General features: G+C 42.3%; 22 protein-coding genes. All 22 read right to left on the reverse strand.

Annotation, left to right across the window (positions count from 1 at the left end; all coding sequences use genetic code 11):
• Positions 1–5: 5 nt before the first annotated feature.
• Positions 6–374, reverse strand: a complete 369-nt coding sequence (gene rplN / locus ACVC7R_RS05580; RefSeq protein WP_002928796.1) for a 50S ribosomal protein L14 — start codon at positions 372–374, stop codon at positions 6–8.
• A gap of 25 nt (positions 375–399) precedes the next feature.
• Complete coding sequence (gene rpsQ / locus ACVC7R_RS05585; RefSeq protein ID WP_000440801.1) at positions 400–660, reverse strand: 30S ribosomal protein S17; 261 nt, start codon at positions 658–660, stop codon at positions 400–402.
• A 24-nt stretch (positions 661–684) separates the two neighbouring features.
• Entirely contained in the window at positions 685–891 is a 207-nt protein-coding gene (gene rpmC / locus ACVC7R_RS05590; protein WP_000772918.1) for a 50S ribosomal protein L29, read from the reverse strand.
• Between the two features lie 9 nt (positions 892–900).
• Positions 901–1,314 carry a 50S ribosomal protein L16 gene (rplP, locus tag ACVC7R_RS05595; protein WP_002928793.1) on the reverse strand — a complete coding sequence of 138 codons (414 nt, stop codon included), beginning with the start codon at positions 1,312–1,314 and terminating at the stop codon, positions 901–903.
• A 3-nt stretch (positions 1,315–1,317) separates the two neighbouring features.
• Positions 1,318–1,971 carry a 30S ribosomal protein S3 gene (gene rpsC / locus ACVC7R_RS05600; RefSeq protein WP_000529936.1) on the reverse strand — a complete coding sequence of 218 codons (654 nt, stop codon included), beginning with the start codon at positions 1,969–1,971 and terminating at the stop codon, positions 1,318–1,320.
• A 12-nt stretch (positions 1,972–1,983) separates the two neighbouring features.
• The gene (gene rplV / locus ACVC7R_RS05605) at positions 1,984–2,328 is read right to left on the reverse strand and encodes a 50S ribosomal protein L22 (protein WP_000818137.1); all 345 of its coding nucleotides are present in this window, start codon (positions 2,326–2,328) and stop codon (positions 1,984–1,986) included.
• 11 nt (positions 2,329–2,339) lie between these two features.
• Positions 2,340–2,621: a 30S ribosomal protein S19 gene (rpsS, locus tag ACVC7R_RS05610; protein WP_000533766.1), complete on the reverse strand. Its 282-nt coding sequence runs from the start codon at positions 2,619–2,621 to the stop codon at positions 2,340–2,342.
• 102 nt (positions 2,622–2,723) lie between these two features.
• Positions 2,724–3,557: a 50S ribosomal protein L2 gene (rplB, locus tag ACVC7R_RS05615; protein ID WP_223338591.1), complete on the reverse strand. Its 834-nt coding sequence runs from the start codon at positions 3,555–3,557 to the stop codon at positions 2,724–2,726.
• A gap of 17 nt (positions 3,558–3,574) precedes the next feature.
• Entirely contained in the window at positions 3,575–3,871 is a 297-nt protein-coding gene (locus ACVC7R_RS05620) for a 50S ribosomal protein L23 (protein WP_001055347.1), read from the reverse strand.
• The gene (rplD, locus tag ACVC7R_RS05625; RefSeq protein ID WP_000024549.1) at positions 3,871–4,494 is read right to left on the reverse strand and encodes a 50S ribosomal protein L4; all 624 of its coding nucleotides are present in this window, start codon (positions 4,492–4,494) and stop codon (positions 3,871–3,873) included. The genes ACVC7R_RS05620 and rplD overlap by 1 nt, the downstream gene beginning before the upstream one ends.
• A 24-nt stretch (positions 4,495–4,518) precedes the next feature.
• Positions 4,519–5,145 carry a 50S ribosomal protein L3 gene (rplC, locus tag ACVC7R_RS05630; RefSeq protein ID WP_004251088.1) on the reverse strand — a complete coding sequence of 209 codons (627 nt, stop codon included), beginning with the start codon at positions 5,143–5,145 and terminating at the stop codon, positions 4,519–4,521.
• Positions 5,146–5,227: 82 nt separating this feature from the next.
• Positions 5,228–5,536: a 30S ribosomal protein S10 gene (rpsJ, locus tag ACVC7R_RS05635; protein WP_003009585.1), complete on the reverse strand. Its 309-nt coding sequence runs from the start codon at positions 5,534–5,536 to the stop codon at positions 5,228–5,230.
• A gap of 280 nt (positions 5,537–5,816) precedes the next feature.
• Positions 5,817–6,431 (reverse strand): uridine kinase family protein, encoded by a 615-nt coding sequence (locus ACVC7R_RS05640; protein ID WP_447263890.1) that lies wholly within the window; start codon positions 6,429–6,431, stop codon positions 5,817–5,819.
• Positions 6,428–7,024 (reverse strand): anaerobic ribonucleoside-triphosphate reductase activating protein, encoded by a 597-nt coding sequence (gene nrdG, locus ACVC7R_RS05645; RefSeq protein ID WP_447263891.1) that lies wholly within the window; start codon positions 7,022–7,024, stop codon positions 6,428–6,430. The genes ACVC7R_RS05640 and nrdG overlap by 4 nt, the downstream gene beginning before the upstream one ends.
• 4 nt (positions 7,025–7,028) lie before the next feature.
• Positions 7,029–7,529: a GNAT family N-acetyltransferase gene (locus ACVC7R_RS05650; protein ID WP_447263892.1), complete on the reverse strand. Its 501-nt coding sequence runs from the start codon at positions 7,527–7,529 to the stop codon at positions 7,029–7,031.
• 37 nt (positions 7,530–7,566) lie between these two features.
• Positions 7,567–7,707 carry a hypothetical protein gene (locus tag ACVC7R_RS05655; RefSeq protein WP_000521611.1) on the reverse strand — a complete coding sequence of 47 codons (141 nt, stop codon included), beginning with the start codon at positions 7,705–7,707 and terminating at the stop codon, positions 7,567–7,569.
• 11 nt (positions 7,708–7,718) lie between these two features.
• Positions 7,719–9,926: an anaerobic ribonucleoside-triphosphate reductase gene (gene nrdD / locus ACVC7R_RS05660; RefSeq protein WP_447263965.1), complete on the reverse strand. Its 2,208-nt coding sequence runs from the start codon at positions 9,924–9,926 to the stop codon at positions 7,719–7,721.
• A 125-nt stretch (positions 9,927–10,051) separates the two neighbouring features.
• Entirely contained in the window at positions 10,052–11,605 is a 1,554-nt protein-coding gene (locus ACVC7R_RS05665) for a damage-inducible protein CinA (RefSeq protein WP_447263893.1), read from the reverse strand.
• 44 nt (positions 11,606–11,649) lie between these two features.
• Positions 11,650–11,784, reverse strand: coding sequence for a hypothetical protein (locus tag ACVC7R_RS05670; RefSeq protein WP_414265908.1), 135 nt, complete (start codon positions 11,782–11,784; stop codon positions 11,650–11,652).
• Positions 11,785–11,873: 89 nt separating this feature from the next.
• Positions 11,874–13,790, reverse strand: coding sequence for a tRNA uridine-5-carboxymethylaminomethyl(34) synthesis enzyme MnmG (gene mnmG, locus ACVC7R_RS05675; protein WP_447263894.1), 1,917 nt, complete (start codon positions 13,788–13,790; stop codon positions 11,874–11,876).
• Positions 13,791–13,798: 8 nt separating this feature from the next.
• Entirely contained in the window at positions 13,799–14,254 is a 456-nt protein-coding gene (locus ACVC7R_RS05680) for an NUDIX hydrolase (RefSeq protein ID WP_447263895.1), read from the reverse strand.
• Between the two features lie 139 nt (positions 14,255–14,393).
• Complete coding sequence (gene mnmA / locus ACVC7R_RS05685; protein WP_254724763.1) at positions 14,394–15,515, reverse strand: tRNA 2-thiouridine(34) synthase MnmA; 1,122 nt, start codon at positions 15,513–15,515, stop codon at positions 14,394–14,396.
• Positions 15,516–15,564: the final 49 nt, after the last annotated feature.

Below are 15,564 nucleotides of genomic sequence, written 5' to 3' on the forward strand. Positions count from 1 at the left end.
ATTGATTAAAGTACTTCTGGAGCAAGTGACACGATCTTCATGAAGCCACCTTCACGCAATTCACGTGCAACTGGGCCAAAGATACGTGTTCCGCGAGGAGTTTTGTCGTCACGGATGATAACTGCTGCGTTTTCGTCAAATTTGATGTATGAACCATCAGCACGACGAGCACCTGATTTAGTACGAACGATAACTGCTTTAACAACGTCACCTTTTTTAACCGCACCACCAGGAGTAGCTTGTTTTACAGATGCCACAATAACATCACCGATGTTTGCAAATTTACGTCCTGAACCACCAAGAACTTTGATAGTCAAGATTTCGCGAGCACCGCTGTTGTCTGCGACTTTCAAACGAGTTTCTGTTTGAATCATTTCAGTTTTCTCCTTTCAGGCTTGATTAGATGATTACCGCTTCTTCAACAACTTCTACAAGACGGAAACGTTTTGTAGCTGAAAGCGGGCGAGTTTCCATGATACGTACGATATCGCCTTCTTTGGCAACATTGTTTTCATCATGTGCTTTGTATTTTTTAGAGTAGTTAATACGTTTACCATAGACTGGGTGGTTACGTTTTGTTTCAACTACAACTGTGATTGTCTTGTCCATTTTGTCAGATACAACACGTCCAACAAGAACTTTACGATTATTGCGTTCCATTGAAATTTCTCCTTCCCTAGTCTATTATTTCGCTTCAGATTGAACTGTTTTGATTCGAGCGATTTGTTTTTTAACTTCTTTCAAGCGAGCTGTTTGTTCTAATTGACCAGTAGCAGCTTGGAAACGAAGTTCAAACAATTCTTTTTTCAATTCGTTTTCGCGCTTCGCGAGTTCTTCTTGAGAAAGACCACGAAGTTCTTTAACAAATTCTTTTACTTCATTAAGTTTCATGCCTTCTCCTTATTCTGCTTCACGTTTTACGAATTTACATTTAACTGGCAATTTGTGGCTTGCAAGACGAAGCGCTTCGCGAGCAACTTCTTCAGATACACCAGCAACTTCAAACATTACTTTACCACGTTTAACTGGTGCTACCCAACCTTCAGGTGCCCCTTTACCAGATCCCATACGAACCCCGATAGCTTTAGCTGTGTAAGATTTGTGTGGGAAGATTTTAATCCAAACTTTACCACCACGTTTCATGTAACGAGTCATGGCGATACGAGCAGCTTCGATTTGGCGGTTAGTGATCCAGTGGCTAGTTGTAGCTTGAAGACCGTATTCACCAAAAGCTACTTCTTTTCCACCTTTAGCTTCACCGCGCATTTTACCACGGAATTCACGACGGTGTTTAACACGTTTAGGTACTAACATTGGTTATTTACCTCCTTTAGTGTTTTTACGAGCTGGAAGAACTTCACCACGGTAGATCCATACTTTAACACCAAGTTTACCGTATGTAGTATCTGCTTCTTCCCAAGCATAATCGATATCCGCACGAAGTGTGTGAAGCGGAACAGTTCCTTCAGAGTATCCTTCAGCACGGGCGATATCTGCACCGTTCAAACGACCTGATACTTGTGTTTTAATTCCTTTAGCTCCAGCACGCATTGCACGTTGGATTGCTTGTTTTTGTGCACGACGGAAAGCAACACGTTGCTCCAATTGACGAGCAATTCCTTCACCAACAAGGTGAGCATCCAAATCAGGTTGTTTGATTTCGATGATGTTGATGTGTACTTGTTTTCCAGTCAATTTGTTAAGTTTAGCACGGAGTGCATCAACGTTAGCACCACCTTTACCGATAACCATACCTGGTTTAGCAGTGTGAAGTGAAACGTTAACTTTGTTTACTGCGCGTTCGATTTCAATAGTTGAAACCGCTGCGTCAGCAAGTTCTTTTTGAACGAATTTACGGATTGCAAGATCTTCATGAAGGTAATCCGCGTATTCTTTTTCAGCATACCATTTGGCATCCCAATCACGGATGATGCCGACACGCATACCAATTGGATGTACTTTTTGACCCACGATTTTACCTCCTTATTTTTCTGCAACAGCTACAGTGATGTGAGCTGTACGTTTGTTGATTGGTGAAGCTGAACCTTTCGCACGTGGACGGAAACGTTTCATAGTTGGTCCTTCGTTTGCGAATGCTTCAGATACTACCAAGTTAGCTTTATCCAAACCAAAGTTGTTTTCAGCGTTAGCTACAGCTGAGTTCAAAACTTTCAAGATGATTTCAGCAGCTTTGTTTGGAGTGAATGTCAAAATTGCGATTGCATCGGCTACGCTTTTACCACGGATGTTGTCAAGAACAAGACGTGATTTACGAGGTGAAACACGTACTGTGCGAGCCATTGCTTTAGCTGAAGTAATTTCTGCCATTTATGTTCTCCTTATTTTCTACGTGTCTTCTTGTCGTCTGCGGCGTGACCTTTGTAAGTACGAGTTGGTGCAAATTCACCAAGCTTGTGACCTACCATGTCTTCTTGGATGTAAACAGGTACGTGTTTACGTCCATCATAAACTGCGATAGTGTAACCAATGAAACTTGGGAAGATCGTTGAACGACGTGACCAAGTTTTGATAACTTTTTTCTTTTCGTCGTTAGCTTGAGCTTCAACTTTTTTCATCAAATGCTCATCGACGAAAGGTCCTTTTTTAAGACTGCGTCCCATTTTTATATTTTCTCCTTTAAATATAGTACCACAGCGGCTTGCGCTCTCAACGAGCGCTACCGAGCTGGCGGATTATCTAGCGCTTAAGCGACTAGTTTTAAATTATTTCTCGTTGCGACGACGAACGATAAGTTTGTCAGATTTCGCTTTCTTGTTACGAGTTTTAAGACCAAGAGCAGGTTTGCCCCATGGAGTTGATGGTGCTTTACGACCAACTGGTGCTTTACCTTCACCACCACCGTGTGGGTGATCGTTAGGGTTCATTACAGAACCACGAACTGTTGGGCGGATACCTTTCCAACGGCTACGTCCTGCTTTACCAAGGTTAACAAGTCCATGTTGTTCGTTTCCGACAACACCAACTGTAGCACGACAAGTTCCAAGAATCATACGAACTTCGCCTGATTGAAGACGAACAAGAACATATTTACCTTCTTGACCCAATACTTGAGCAGAAGCTCCAGCAGCACGAACCAATTCACCACCACGACCTGGTTTCAACTCAATGTTGTGAACCAAAGTACCAACTGGGATGTTAGCAAGTGGAAGAGCGTTACCTACTTTGATATCAGCTTCAGGACCTGAAACGATACGTTGACCAACTTCAAGACCTTTTGGAGCGATAATGTAAGCTTTCACACCGTCAGTGTAGTGTACAAGAGCGATGTTTGCAGAACGGTTTGGATCGTACTCGATAGTTTTAACAACTGCTTCAACGTTATCTTTGTTACGTTTGAAGTCAACCAAACGGTAGAAACGTTTGTGCCCACCACCTTGGTGACGAACAGTGATACGACCGTTGTTGTTACGACCAGCCTTGTTCTTCAAAGCAACAAGCAATGATTTTTCTGGTGTGCTTGTTGTGATTTCAGCGAAATCCAAAGAAGTCATATTACGGCGACCGTTTGTTGTTGGTTTATAAACACGAATTCCCACGATATTTCCTCCTTAGATTATTCAGCTTCAGCTGCAAACAACTCGATTGCTTTTGAATCAGCTGTAAGAGTGATGATAGCTTTTTTAGTTTTGTTAGTAAAACCAGTGTAACGTCCAACACGTTTAGCTTTTGGTTTTACGTTGATTGTGTTAACATTTGCAACTTTAACACCTTCGAAAGCAGCTTCAACAGCTTGCTTGATCAAAAGTTTGTGTGCACGAGTGTCAACTTCAAATACATACTTCCCTGCTTCAAGTTGAGCCATTGAGCTTTCAGTGATAACAGGTTTTTTGATAACATCATACAAATTCATTATGCAAGAACCTCCTCGATTTTAGAGATAGCTGCTTGAGTAACAAGAAGTTTGTCACTATTTGCGATGTCAAGAACACTTGCAGTTGTAGCAGTCGCAACTTTCACGTTTGGAAGGTTACGAGCTGAGAGAGCTGCGAATTCGTTTCCTTCTTCAAGAATAACAAGGACTTTAGAATCGATGCTCAAAGCTGCAAGAACTTTTGCAAATTCAGCAGTTTTTGGAGCTGTAAATTCAAGAGAATCAACGGCTACAAATTTATTTTCAGCAACTTTTTCTGAGTAAACAGATTTAAGCGCAAGGCGACGAACTTTTTGAGGAAGTTTGTACGCATAGCTACGTGGAGTTGGTCCGAAGACAATTCCACCACCACGCCATTGTGGAGAGCGGATAGAACCTTGACGAGCACGTCCAGTTCCTTTTTGACGCCATGGTTTGCGTCCGCCACCTGAAACAGCTGAGCGGTTTTTAACTGCGTGAGTTCCTTGACGAAGGCTAGCACGTTGGCTGATGATCACATCAAACACAACAGATTGGTTTGGTTCGATACCAAAGATTGCATCGTTAAGAACAACTTCGCCCGCTTGTTTACCAGTTTGGTCGAATAATGTTACATTTGCCATTTTGACTGTATTCCCCTTTCCTTATTATTTACCAGCTTTAACTGCTGACTTGATAGTGATAAGAGATTTCTTAGCACCTGGTACGTTACCTTTAATAAGGATAACGTTCTTTTCTGGAACAACTTGTACAACTTCAAGGTTTTGAATTGTTACGCGGTCGCCACCCATACGTCCTGCAAGGTTTTTACCTTTGAATACGCGGTTAGGTGCAACAGGTCCCATAGAACCTGGACGACGGTGGTAACGAGAACCGTGAGCCATAGGTCCACGTGATTGTCCGTGGCGTTTGATAACACCTTGGAAACCTTTACCTTTAGATGTACCAGTTACATCAACAATGTCTCCAGCTGCGAAAGTTTCAACTGTGATTTCAGCACCAACTTCCAAGCCTTCAACGTTTTTGAATTCACGAATGAAGCGCTTAGGAGCCGTGTTAGCTTTTGCTACATGTCCTTTAGCAGGTTTGTTGCTCAATACTTCGCGTTTGTCATCGAAACCAACTTGGATAGCGTTGTAACCATCTGTTTCAACAGTTTTAACTTGAAGAACAACGTTTGGAGTTGCTTCGATAACTGTTACAGGGATCAATTCGCCAGCTTCAGTGAAGATTTGAGTCATTCCCACTTTTTTCCCTAAGATTCCTTTTGTCATGAGAAAATAGTTCCTTTTCTATATTTTTTATTCAAAAAGTTTTTAACGAGCGTTTTTTATGCTCAAGGTTTCAAACTTTAGATTAAAGTTTGATTTCTACGTTTACACCACTTGGAAGATCCAATTTCATCAAAGCGTCAACTGTTTTTTGAGTTGGGTTGATGATATCGATCAAACGTTTGTGTGTACGCATTTCGAACTGTTCGCGAGAATCTTTATATTTGTGAGTCGCACGAATGATTGTGTAGAGGCTACGCTCAGTTGGAAGTGGGATTGGACCCGCAACTTGTGCACCTGTACGAGTAGCTGATTCTACGATTTTTGCAGCCGCTGTGTCAAGCGTACGGTGTTCGTAAGCTTTCAAACGGATACGGATTTTTTTGTTTGCCATCTTTTTCTCCTTTTCGTCTATTTAAGATAATAGGCTAGCTCCACAAGAAAACCGACGCGCGTTGCGTGGCAATGCAACCGAGCGTGTCGCAACCTCTTGCATCAAAGCTAAGGCTGTCATTTACAGCACCATAATAGAATAACACAAAGCCCCTGCGATTGCAAGGGATTTGACAGGATTTTTTAATTTTTTTAGATGAAACTGTTTTCTTTTTATAAATGGCGAAATTACTCCCTTTCTTGAGAGTAATTTTGAAGTTTTCTTCTTTATAACATAACAGTCAATATTTGATGATAAATTGATTCCCTGATTGATCCACCAAAATATCTGCTGTAGATTCAGTTTCTTTATAATAGCGATTATACTGATTTCGTCTTTCTTTGTGAGTATTTAGGATAAAGCTAGCATCACGATTTCTCACAGTCGTATCTCGAGATAGCCGCCGCTTTAATTCTGTCTCCTCATCTGTGTAAAAACAAATGGTTTTGTCAAAGAGCTCCTTGGGTAGAAAACCTACAGACATCCCTTCGACTATCAGAATTGGTTTTTCGCCTGATAAGACTTCACTGGGTTTCCAAGGTTCAGCAATCGTTAAGATATCCATCCCAGCATTTAAAGCGAGAATGTCTCTTTCTAAACTTACCAGTTCATGAGTCACAGGTAAACAAGCGGTCACTTTTTGATCAGGAGACTCCTTTGACACCACTAAATGACGGTTTGAAGTAATGTAAGGATCGGTTTCTAATAAGTTTACTTTTGCAGAATCTAGGGCTTGGTACAATTCTTGAGCAAAAGTCGATTTACCTGATGCTCCATGGCCATAGATACCCAGTGTTTTTACTTTGCCCGACTCTATTTCTGATACTAGTCTTTCGATTAACTCTTTTTTCTTCATTCCCTTTTCACCTGCTCGTAGCTTTCTTTTCCGTCATTGAGTTTATCCCAAATAACTACTTTCCCACTTTGCAGAGATTTTTGCACATCGATAATGCGTTGATTGGAGGAACCTCGGAACTGGAGCATAAGATTGCGCTTGCTTTTGTCATAACGTCCATCGACCAGGATATCAATCAGTGACAAGAGTTCCAGTTTATCTGGTGTCTCCAACATCATTTCCTCCCAAGTATAGCCCGTCCACGACCAGATGTCCTTGTCTGGTAATTCCTTTCGGATACGTTTGACGAGGGGCAAGAGGATTCCTGTATTCAGAAAAGGTTCTCCTCCTAGCAAGGTCAATCCTTGAACATAGGGTTGAGCCAGGTCTGCCATAATCTGTTCTTCCAACTCGGGTGTATAAGGAATTCCTGCATTAAATGACCAGGTCGCTACATTATAACACCCCTCACAGTGAAACATGCAACCTGCTACGTAGAGGGAATTACGCACGCCTTCTCCATCGACAAAGTTAAAAGCCTTATAGTCAATGATGCGCCCTTGGCTGAGCTCTTCACTCTTCCACTCGCCAGGCTTTGGTGTATTCCATGTCATCCTTCTACTCCAACTCTATCCAATAACGCTCCGTTCCATTACGAACATCCTCTAACTTCCCACCATTAGCTAAGATAACCGCTCGGCTGGCAGGATTTTCAGTGCTACAAGTCACAAGCGCTCGTTTGATATTCTTTTCCTTAGCCACTTGCAGACCTTGGCTGAGGGCCTCTTTAGCATAACCCTTGCCCCTTTCAGATGGACGAATAGAGTAGCCAATGTGGCCAGCATAGTTCAGCAAACCCTCATTCAGTCTCAATCGCAGATTCAAAAATCCTAGAGCAACACCTACATCATCAAATGATACAAATTGAATAGAAGGAACACGATTTTCAGGCAAATTTATTCCCATTTCTTTCTGCATATTTGCCTCCAACCAGTCTTCGTAGTCAAAGTTCTCAGTATCCCAAAATCCGCCATCGTGGGCTGATTGAGTCTGTTCAAACTCTGCCATCATCTCTAAAACTGTTTCTTTATCTGCCAATCTTGGTCTGCGTAGTATCATTTTTACCTCCAGCTAAGAGAAAAGCGAGAGGCAACTCTCACTTTTTCTTGTTCTTGTTTAAAAATTGTTCTCTAAGGCTAGCCACTCGGTCTTTTTTATTGACCCCACCCTTTGAATGTTTCTCGTGGAAGCGTTGGACCAAGGCCTTGCCTTTATCGTCTAATTGATATTTTCCCATTCTTTTTCTTTCTAATTTCTCACTTCATGTCCAGCCGTTTTAATAGTAGAACCGTTCATATGTTTGACACGCGCAGCAATTTCCTTATGACGTCCATTGACCATCGGACGAGCTTGAGGATTTCCGAGATAGCCACAAGTTCGTTTAACAACGTCTACTGTTTTAGGATCATTATTCCCACAGTTAGGACAAGCAAAGCCTCTCTCTGTCGGTTCAAAATCTCCTTCAAAATCACACTTGTAGCAACGGTCAATCGGAGTATTGGTCCCGAGATAACCGACACGGTCATAAGCATAATCCCACACAGCTTCCAAAGCTTTTGGATTTTGTTGGAGAACTGGGTACTCACAGTAGTGGATGAAGCCACCTGAGGCACCTGCTTCTGGATAGACCTTCTCAAAGTCCAACTTTTCAAATGGTGTTGGATTTTTGCGGACATCATAGTGGAAGGAATTTGTATAGTATTCTTTATCTGTAATATCTGGAATAGAGCCAAATTTCTCTGTATCTAAACGGCAGAAACGGTCTGTCAAACTTTCAGATGGTGTCGAATAGATAGAGAAGTGATAACCATATTGGTCAGACCACTCTTCTACTCGGCGCTTCATATCACGAATAATATCCAGTGTAAATTCCTTGGCTTCTGGATTGCTTTCCCATTGATTGCCAAAGAAAACGGTCGCCACTTCGTACAAGCCAATATAGCCTAGAGAGATGGTCGCACGACGATTCTTAAAGAGTTGGTCAACGCTTTCTTCTTTTCCAAGGCGACGTCCGAAGGCTCCGTATTGATAAAGAATTGGGGCATTGGCTGGAGTGGCTTCCTTGGTTCGCTCCACACGATAAACAAGAGCATCTTCCGCGATATTCATACGCTCGTTGAAGATTTCCCAGAACTTATTCATGTCTCCTTCAGATTCGAGGGCGATACGAGGAAGATTGACCGTCACGACACCTAGGTTCATACGGCCCGAATTAACCTCTACTCCATTCTCATCCTTCCAACCTTGAAGGAATGAACGGCAGCCCATAGGAACCTTGAAGGAGCCTGTTAACTCGACAATCTTATCGTAAGACAAGACATCCGGATACATGCGCTTAGTTGCGCACTCAAGAGCCAACTGCTTGATATCGTAGTTAGGTGAATCTTCTTCCAAGTTAAGTCCTCTTTTTAGGGTGAAGATGAGTTTAGGGAAGATGGCTGTACGGTGTTCTGAACCCAGCCCCTTGATTCGAATGTTTAAAATTGCCTTTTGAATTTCACGTTCAAAGCGACTGGTTCCTAGCCCGAAACCAAGAGAAGTAAATGGCGTTTGTCCATTTGAAGTGAAGAGGGTATTGATTTCATATTCCAAAGATTGCATGGCATCATAGATGTCTTTTTGCGTTTTTTTCCAAGCGTATTCTTGGCGCTTGTCAGGCAGAACCCATTCCTCTGCATCTTTGAGATGCTTTTGGTAATTTTTCTCTGCGTATGGAGCCAAGACTTCATCAATCCGGTCTGCTGAACAACCACCGTACTGGCTAGAAGCAACATTGGCGATGATTTGAGAAATCTGCGCCGTCGCAGTTTGGATAGATTTAGGACTTTCTACCTCAGCATTCCCAATCTTAAAGCCATTTTCCAACATGCCCTTGAAATCAATCAAACAGCAGTTAGTCATAGGCGTGTAGGGGCTATAGTCCAAATCGTGATAGTGGATATCTCCTTTTTGATGAGCGTTAGCCACATGTTTAGGAAGCATTTGAAGGCCGATTGATTTTCCAACAATCCCTGCCGTCAAGTCACGCTGAGTATTAAAGACGTCACTGTCCTTATTGGCATTTTCATTGACAACTGCCTGATCTTTATTGAGCAGTTTATGAATACTGAAGTTGATGTCTGTCGCTTTAGAGCGCTCAAAATCACGCTGGGTCCGATAAGTAATATACTCCTCGGCCAAGGCGTATTCTTTAGCTTCCAACAACTCGTGTTCTACGATATTTTGGATTTCGTAGATTTTTACACCTTGCGGGAAACGACTATGAATCTCTTCAACGATACGTTCAACTAGGGTGCTAAGTCGCTTTTCAACCAAAGGGGTTACATCCATAACCTTTTCAGCAGCCTTATGAAGCGCTTTGTCAATCTTGTCTACATCAAAAATTACACGTCTACCGTCACGCTTTTCGACGAATAAAGTCGGATCAGGGACAGCCTTCTCTTCCAGTACAATCATATCCATACCCTTTTCTTAAATATAATATTGATTCTAAAAAGTATTATATCACTAAAAAAATAAAAATCAATATCTTGTGTCAAAAAATAAAAATTTTTTAAAATTACACAAGATATTGATAATTTTTATTTTAATTTGTAGAGTTTAAAGTCTTTGAATTCACTTTGAACCGCTTGATAATTTTCAGCTAAAAGTTGCTCAACTTCTGTCCATAGGGTTGTTTTTGTATTTACTACAATCATCTTTGGTTGATTATCTCGTAGATCATTTACAAGCTTGGTACGATTTGCATCAAGTCCTGTATGCAATCTCGGTGATAACAACTGACTAGCAGCCAAGCGTTCACTTGCCTTATAACTACTTGTCTGATCATCCCAAACATAGATACGATCTGTAGCCTGCGTTTCCCCTTTAACCTTAGCTTCAATACTAGTTCGTTCTTGATATTGTGCAGTATGGAGCAAATATCGCGATACTAGAGGAGCTGAAAATAGATAAATGAGAGCTAAAATTGGTAGGTAGGCATTCCCTTTTACAAAAGTACCCCATACTGAAGTTTCTTCTCTAGATCGTCTACGACGATTGGCCCCTTCTGCTTTCTCTGTAGGAATTCCAGCAAGTAAAAGAAGGGACAAGAAAGGAAGTAACTCAACCATGCGACTGCCGTGGATTTGGTCTGTAGAAAAAATTTCTAAAACCAATACCAAAATGACAGCTATTGCAGCAAAGATTGATAAGACTGACTGTTTCAATGGCTTAGATTGGAAGAGACCTGTAAATGCCATCGTCAACGCTCCAAGAGCAATGGCTAACAATCCATAGAAAAGGATGTTGTCTAGCAATCCCGGGTTAGACATAAAGTTCAAACTATCTACTGGGTAGAGTATTTGACTAATCGCATTTCCAAAACTGCCTTTATAAACCGTGTAGTAACCAATTGGATAAAAGAAAATTGAAAAACCAAGGCCCGCAGCAAAAAATTGATAAAGGCCATGAGTCAATTTATTGCGCCCAACATTAAAAGCTGTTACTGCAAAAAACAAGACGAATGCATACAAGATTGTAACCAAAGGTGCAAAGAAAAATGCTAGAGCTAAGCTAGCTCCAATACGCAAGAAACCTTTATCTTGGTTTGGTTCTGCCAAATAAGCCGTCACTAAACTTAGAGCATAGAACAAGAATGGGAGAGCAAGAATAGTTGCATAGCCGCCACCAAAGCTAAGAGCACTAGCCAGGATATAAAAGACTGTCAATACTTGTTGTGATTGTTTATTTTGTTCCGTCAGATTGTAAGCCGAACGAAAAAGAAAGAGTCCAGCACCTACTAAAGCTAACCAATTAAAGACGGCAAACAAAATACTTCCCTGAGTTACATACTGTAAAAAATAATAGAGGAGACCACTAGTTCCAAAATAATCTGTGTAGATATCTCCGCTCTGATGCATAGCCCATCCAATATAAAAATCCTGAGACTGCTCAGGACTTATCAATCCTAAGAAGAAGGGGAGGATTACGGACACAAGCACCACTATAGTACTCAAAATGAGAATATTAAAAAATGGTAAGCGGGCAGGTTGACGAGTCTCAACCTCAAGTTGCTCCTCATTCTCTACTGAATCATCCTGGATTCCCATCCAAGTTGGAGTTGGTTCGTCTTCTAATCTACCATATACACTCATACATTCTCTCCTATATCTTAATTTGTTCTAGTATATCAAAAAGTCTAGTTCTTGTCAGCCTGTGGCGGACGTTTACACAACTTTTCAGACAAGGAAGCAAAGCGTTCGACCTCATAAAAACGGTGATATAAAGCTTTTTTATAGTGAGCTAAAAAAGTTTTTTCTTCTACTGTGAGCATTATCATTTCTCCTTTTCTTTTTTATTCGAAAAAAGAAGAAAAAATCTAAAAAAGCTGAATTCCCAAAAAGAGAATTCAGCGCTTTGTTTTTAATCAGCTTTCTTTTCTAAATTTTTTGAAATGCTTCGATTTTTGCCTTCTAGATACACCATAAGAATGGAGATATCTGCTGGGTTAACTCCAGAAATACGGCTGGCTTGCCCAATGGTTTCTGGATTGATGAGTTTGAACTTCTGGCGCGCTTCTGTCGCAATAGAGTCAATGTCATCCCAGTCGATGTTGGCTGGAATGCGTTTTTCTTCCATACGCTTCATCTTGGCAACCTGATCCATGGCTTTTGAAATGTAGCCTTCGTACTTGATTTCTGTTTCAATCAATTCGATAATTTTGTCATCTAGCTCTTCAGCAGCAGGCCCGATAAAGGCCACTACATCTTGGTAAGAGACTTCTGGGCGACGGAGAAATTCCTTGGCTGTCACTGCATCTGTCAACGGCTTGAATCCCATCGCTTCAACCTTAGTGTTGGTTTCCTTAACTGGCTTGAGTTTGATACTGTCTAAACGCTTCATCTCATTGTCAAATTGATTTTTCTTGATTTCAAAACGAGCCCAGCGTTCATCGTCAACAAGACCAACCTCACGACCCATCTCAGTCAAACGCATATCCGCATTGTCATGACGGAGAATAAGACGGTATTCTGCACGACTGGTCAAGAGACGGTAAGGTTCAATGGTTCCCTTGGTCACCAAGTCGTCAATCATTACTCCGATATAACCGTCGCTTCGTTTTAGAATCAACTCAGGCTTGCCTTGGATTTTCAAAGCCGCATTGATACCAGCGATAATCCCTTGGCCAGCAGCTTCTTCGTAACCTGACGTTCCATTTGTCTGACCAGCAGTAAAGAGACCTGAAATTTTCTTGGTTTCCAGAGTTGCACGCAACTGATGCGGCAAGACCATATCATACTCGATTGCATAGCCAGTTCGCATCATCTCTGCATTTTCCAAACCTTTGATGGAATGAACCAAGTCACGTTGGACATCCTCAGGAAGACTGGTTGAAAGTCCTTGAACATAAACTTCTTCTGTGTTTCGTCCTTCTGGTTCAAGGAAGAGTTGGTGGCGTTCCTTGTCCGAAAAGCGAACAATCTTGTCCTCAATCGACGGACAGTAACGAGGTCCTACTCCCTTGACCACACCTGTAAACATAGGCGCACGGTGGAGGTTGTTTTGGATAATCTCATGGCTGGTACCATTGGTGTAGGTCAACCAGCACGGAACTTGGTCTTTAACATAATCTTCATCACGTGAAGTGTAAGAGAAGTGATTTGGTGTTTCATCTCCTGGTTGAATCTCTGTCACATCGTAGTTGATAGAGGAAGCCTTGACACGTGGAGGTGTTCCTGTCTTAAAACGACCAATTTCAAGACCCAATTCCTTGAGATTATCAGCTAGGTTAATAGAAGCCAGACTGTGGTTTGGACCTGATGAATACTTGAGGTCTCCGATGATGATTTCCCCACGGAGAGCTGTCCCTGTGGTTACGATAACGGCCTTGGCAGCATACTCTTGATGGGTAGCTGTACGAACACCGACAACCTTGCCTTCTTCCACCAAAATCTCATCAATCATAGTTTGACGAAGAGTGAGATTCTCTTGATTTTCAACCGTTTTGCGCATTTCCTTAGAGTAAAGTTCCTTATCAGCCTGCGCACGAAGGGCACGAACGGCCGGCCCTTTACCAGTGTTGAGCATCTTCATCTGGATGTAGCTCTTGTCAATGGTCCTAGCCATCTCCCCACCCAGGGCATCGACCTCACGCACGACAATCCCCTTGGCAGAACCACCGATAGAAGGATTACAAGGCATGAAAGCCAGCATTTCAATGTTGATAGTCGCAAGCAAGACCTTGCAACCCATACGGCTAGCGGCCAAGGAAGCCTCAACCCCAGCGTGTCCCGCACCGATTACAATAATATCGTATTCTTCAATAAAATTATAAGTCATTTTCTCTCCTATTCTTCAAGATGGATGTGTCTTAGTTGGCCGTCCCAATCTGGTAAGGCTGTTTTTAAAAAGGCTGGAACTAGCTGGATATCCTCGAGTTTATCCAAGTCAATCCATTCACAGGGTTGCGTTTTCTCATCTTCCTGCATGGTCAACGGGGCATTCTCAAGTAAGTCTACCAAATAATGAAACTCGATATTGTGATAATATACGCCGTCTTGTTCAAAACGATTTTCAACTATAAAAGCTAGCTGTCCAGTTTGAGCTTTGACACCCAATTCTTCACCCACTTCACGGATCACCGCATCTTCTGTACTTTCATTAACTTGGATCGCTCCGCCGATAGTGTAATACTTGCCCTTATCTTTGGTGACTAGGAGCTTGCGGTTTTGAAGAATCAAAGCTGTCGCCCGAACGCCAAAAACTGTATTTCCTACTTTTGTCCGAAAGTCTTGTTGAATCATCTTGCCCTTTCCTTAAAACGACACAAAAACAGTCAAAACTCCAAAGAAGTGCAGGACAAAAAAGCCTGCAACATCCATGAGCTTTGACCATCATTTCTATTGCTGTTATTATTGTAGCAGATTGAGCAAATTTGTCAATCTATATGTACTGACACACCTTGCCGTCACGGTAGGCGTTATCAATCAAACCACCACCAAGACATTCTTCACCGTCGTAAAAGACAACTGCCTGTCCTGGTGTGATTGCGCGCTGTGGTTCTGCAAAGATGACCTCTGCCTTGTCTCCTTTGACATGAACCGTCACCTTAGAGTCAGGCTGACGGTAGCGGAATTTAGCCGTGCATTCTAATGTAAATTCCTCTGGCATCTCACGAGTAAAGTGAACCTGACTAGCCTCTAAGCTAGTTGACATGAGCGAATCATGGTAGAATCCTTGGCCTACATAGAGGATATTCTTGCTGAGGTCTTTTCCGACAACAAACCAAGGGGCATTGTCACCGCCGTGTTGCCCACCGATACCGAGTCCACCACGCTGACCGATCGTATAATACATCAGACCGGCATGCTCACCCATATCACGACCATCCACAGTCATCATACGACCAGGCTGGGCTGGTAGATAGTTGCTGAGAAATTCTTTAAAGTTCTTTTCTCCAATAAAGCAAATCCCTGTCGAGTCTTTCTTCTTAGCAGTCGCAAGACCTGCTTCTTCTGCTAGTTTGCGAACTTCAGGCTTTTCCAAATGTCCCAATGGGAACATAGTCTTTTGGAGTTGTTCTTGCGAAAGCTGGCTGAGGAAATAGGTCTGGTCCTTGCCATTGTCCACACCACGAAGCATATGAACAATCCCATCCTCATCACGCGCCACACGGGCATAGTGCCCAGTTGCTACATAGTCTGCTCCCAAGGTCATAGCATAGTCCAAAAAGGCCTTAAACTTGATTTCCTTGTTACACATCACATCTGGATTTGGCGTGCGTCCTGCACGATATTCCGCTAGGAAATACTCAAAAACGCGGTCCCAGTACTCTTTTTCAAAGTTGACAGAGTAGTAAGGAATACCTAGTTGGTCCGCTACCGCAGCCACATCCTTGTAATCTTCGGTCGCCGTACAGACGCCGTTTTCATCTGTGTCGTCCCAGTTCTTCATGAAGATACCGATCACGTCGTAGCCCTGCTCCTTGAGCAAGAGAGCCGTCACCGACGAATCAACACCACCACTCATCCCCACGACAACACGTGTTTTAGAGTTATCACTCATGGTAGTTCTCCCATCTATTCGTTTATTCACGATTGAAGGTCGTGTTTGC

The sequence above is a fragment of the Streptococcus sp. Z554 genome (assembly GCF_053010305.1).

Bases quoted from the DNA above. Each gene is read 5' to 3' on its own strand.
- rplN (WP_002928796.1), bottom strand. From the start codon at position 374: ATGATTCAAACAGAAACTCGTTTGAAAGTCGCAGACAACAGCGGTGCT.
- rpsQ (WP_000440801.1), bottom strand. From the start codon at position 660: ATGGAACGCAATAATCGTAAAGTTCTTGTTGGACGTGTTGTATCTGAC.
- rpmC (WP_000772918.1), bottom strand. From the start codon at position 891: ATGAAACTTAATGAAGTAAAAGAATTTGTTAAAGAACTTCGTGGTCTT.
- rplP (WP_002928793.1), bottom strand. From the start codon at position 1,314: ATGTTAGTACCTAAACGTGTTAAACACCGTCGTGAATTCCGTGGTAAA.
- rplV (WP_000818137.1), bottom strand. From the start codon at position 2,328: ATGGCAGAAATTACTTCAGCTAAAGCAATGGCTCGCACAGTACGTGTT.
- rpsS (WP_000533766.1), bottom strand. From the start codon at position 2,621: ATGGGACGCAGTCTTAAAAAAGGACCTTTCGTCGATGAGCATTTGATG.
- ACVC7R_RS05620 (WP_001055347.1), bottom strand. From the start codon at position 3,871: ATGAATTTGTATGATGTTATCAAAAAACCTGTTATCACTGAAAGCTCA.
- rplD (WP_000024549.1), bottom strand. From the start codon at position 4,494: ATGGCAAATGTAACATTATTCGACCAAACTGGTAAACAAGCGGGCGAA.
- rplC (WP_004251088.1), bottom strand. From the start codon at position 5,145: ATGACAAAAGGAATCTTAGGGAAAAAAGTGGGAATGACTCAAATCTTC.
- rpsJ (WP_003009585.1), bottom strand. From the start codon at position 5,536: ATGGCAAACAAAAAAATCCGTATCCGTTTGAAAGCTTACGAACACCGT.
- ACVC7R_RS05640 (WP_447263890.1), bottom strand. From the start codon at position 6,431: ATGAAGAAAAAAGAGTTAATCGAAAGACTAGTATCAGAAATAGAGTCG.
- nrdG (WP_447263891.1), bottom strand. From the start codon at position 7,024: ATGACATGGAATACACCAAAGCCTGGCGAGTGGAAGAGTGAAGAGCTC.
- ACVC7R_RS05650 (WP_447263892.1), bottom strand. From the start codon at position 7,529: ATGATACTACGCAGACCAAGATTGGCAGATAAAGAAACAGTTTTAGAG.
- ACVC7R_RS05655 (WP_000521611.1), bottom strand. From the start codon at position 7,707: ATGGGAAAATATCAATTAGACGATAAAGGCAAGGCCTTGGTCCAACGC.
- nrdD (WP_447263965.1), bottom strand. From the start codon at position 9,926: ATGATTGTACTGGAAGAGAAGGCTGTCCCTGATCCGACTTTATTCGTC.
- ACVC7R_RS05665 (WP_447263893.1), bottom strand. From the start codon at position 11,605: ATGAGTGTATATGGTAGATTAGAAGACGAACCAACTCCAACTTGGATG.
- ACVC7R_RS05670 (WP_414265908.1), bottom strand. From the start codon at position 11,784: ATGCTCACAGTAGAAGAAAAAACTTTTTTAGCTCACTATAAAAAAGCT.
- mnmG (WP_447263894.1), bottom strand. From the start codon at position 13,790: ATGACTTATAATTTTATTGAAGAATACGATATTATTGTAATCGGTGCG.
- ACVC7R_RS05680 (WP_447263895.1), bottom strand. From the start codon at position 14,254: ATGATTCAACAAGACTTTCGGACAAAAGTAGGAAATACAGTTTTTGGC.
- mnmA (WP_254724763.1), bottom strand. From the start codon at position 15,515: ATGAGTGATAACTCTAAAACACGTGTTGTCGTGGGGATGAGTGGTGGT.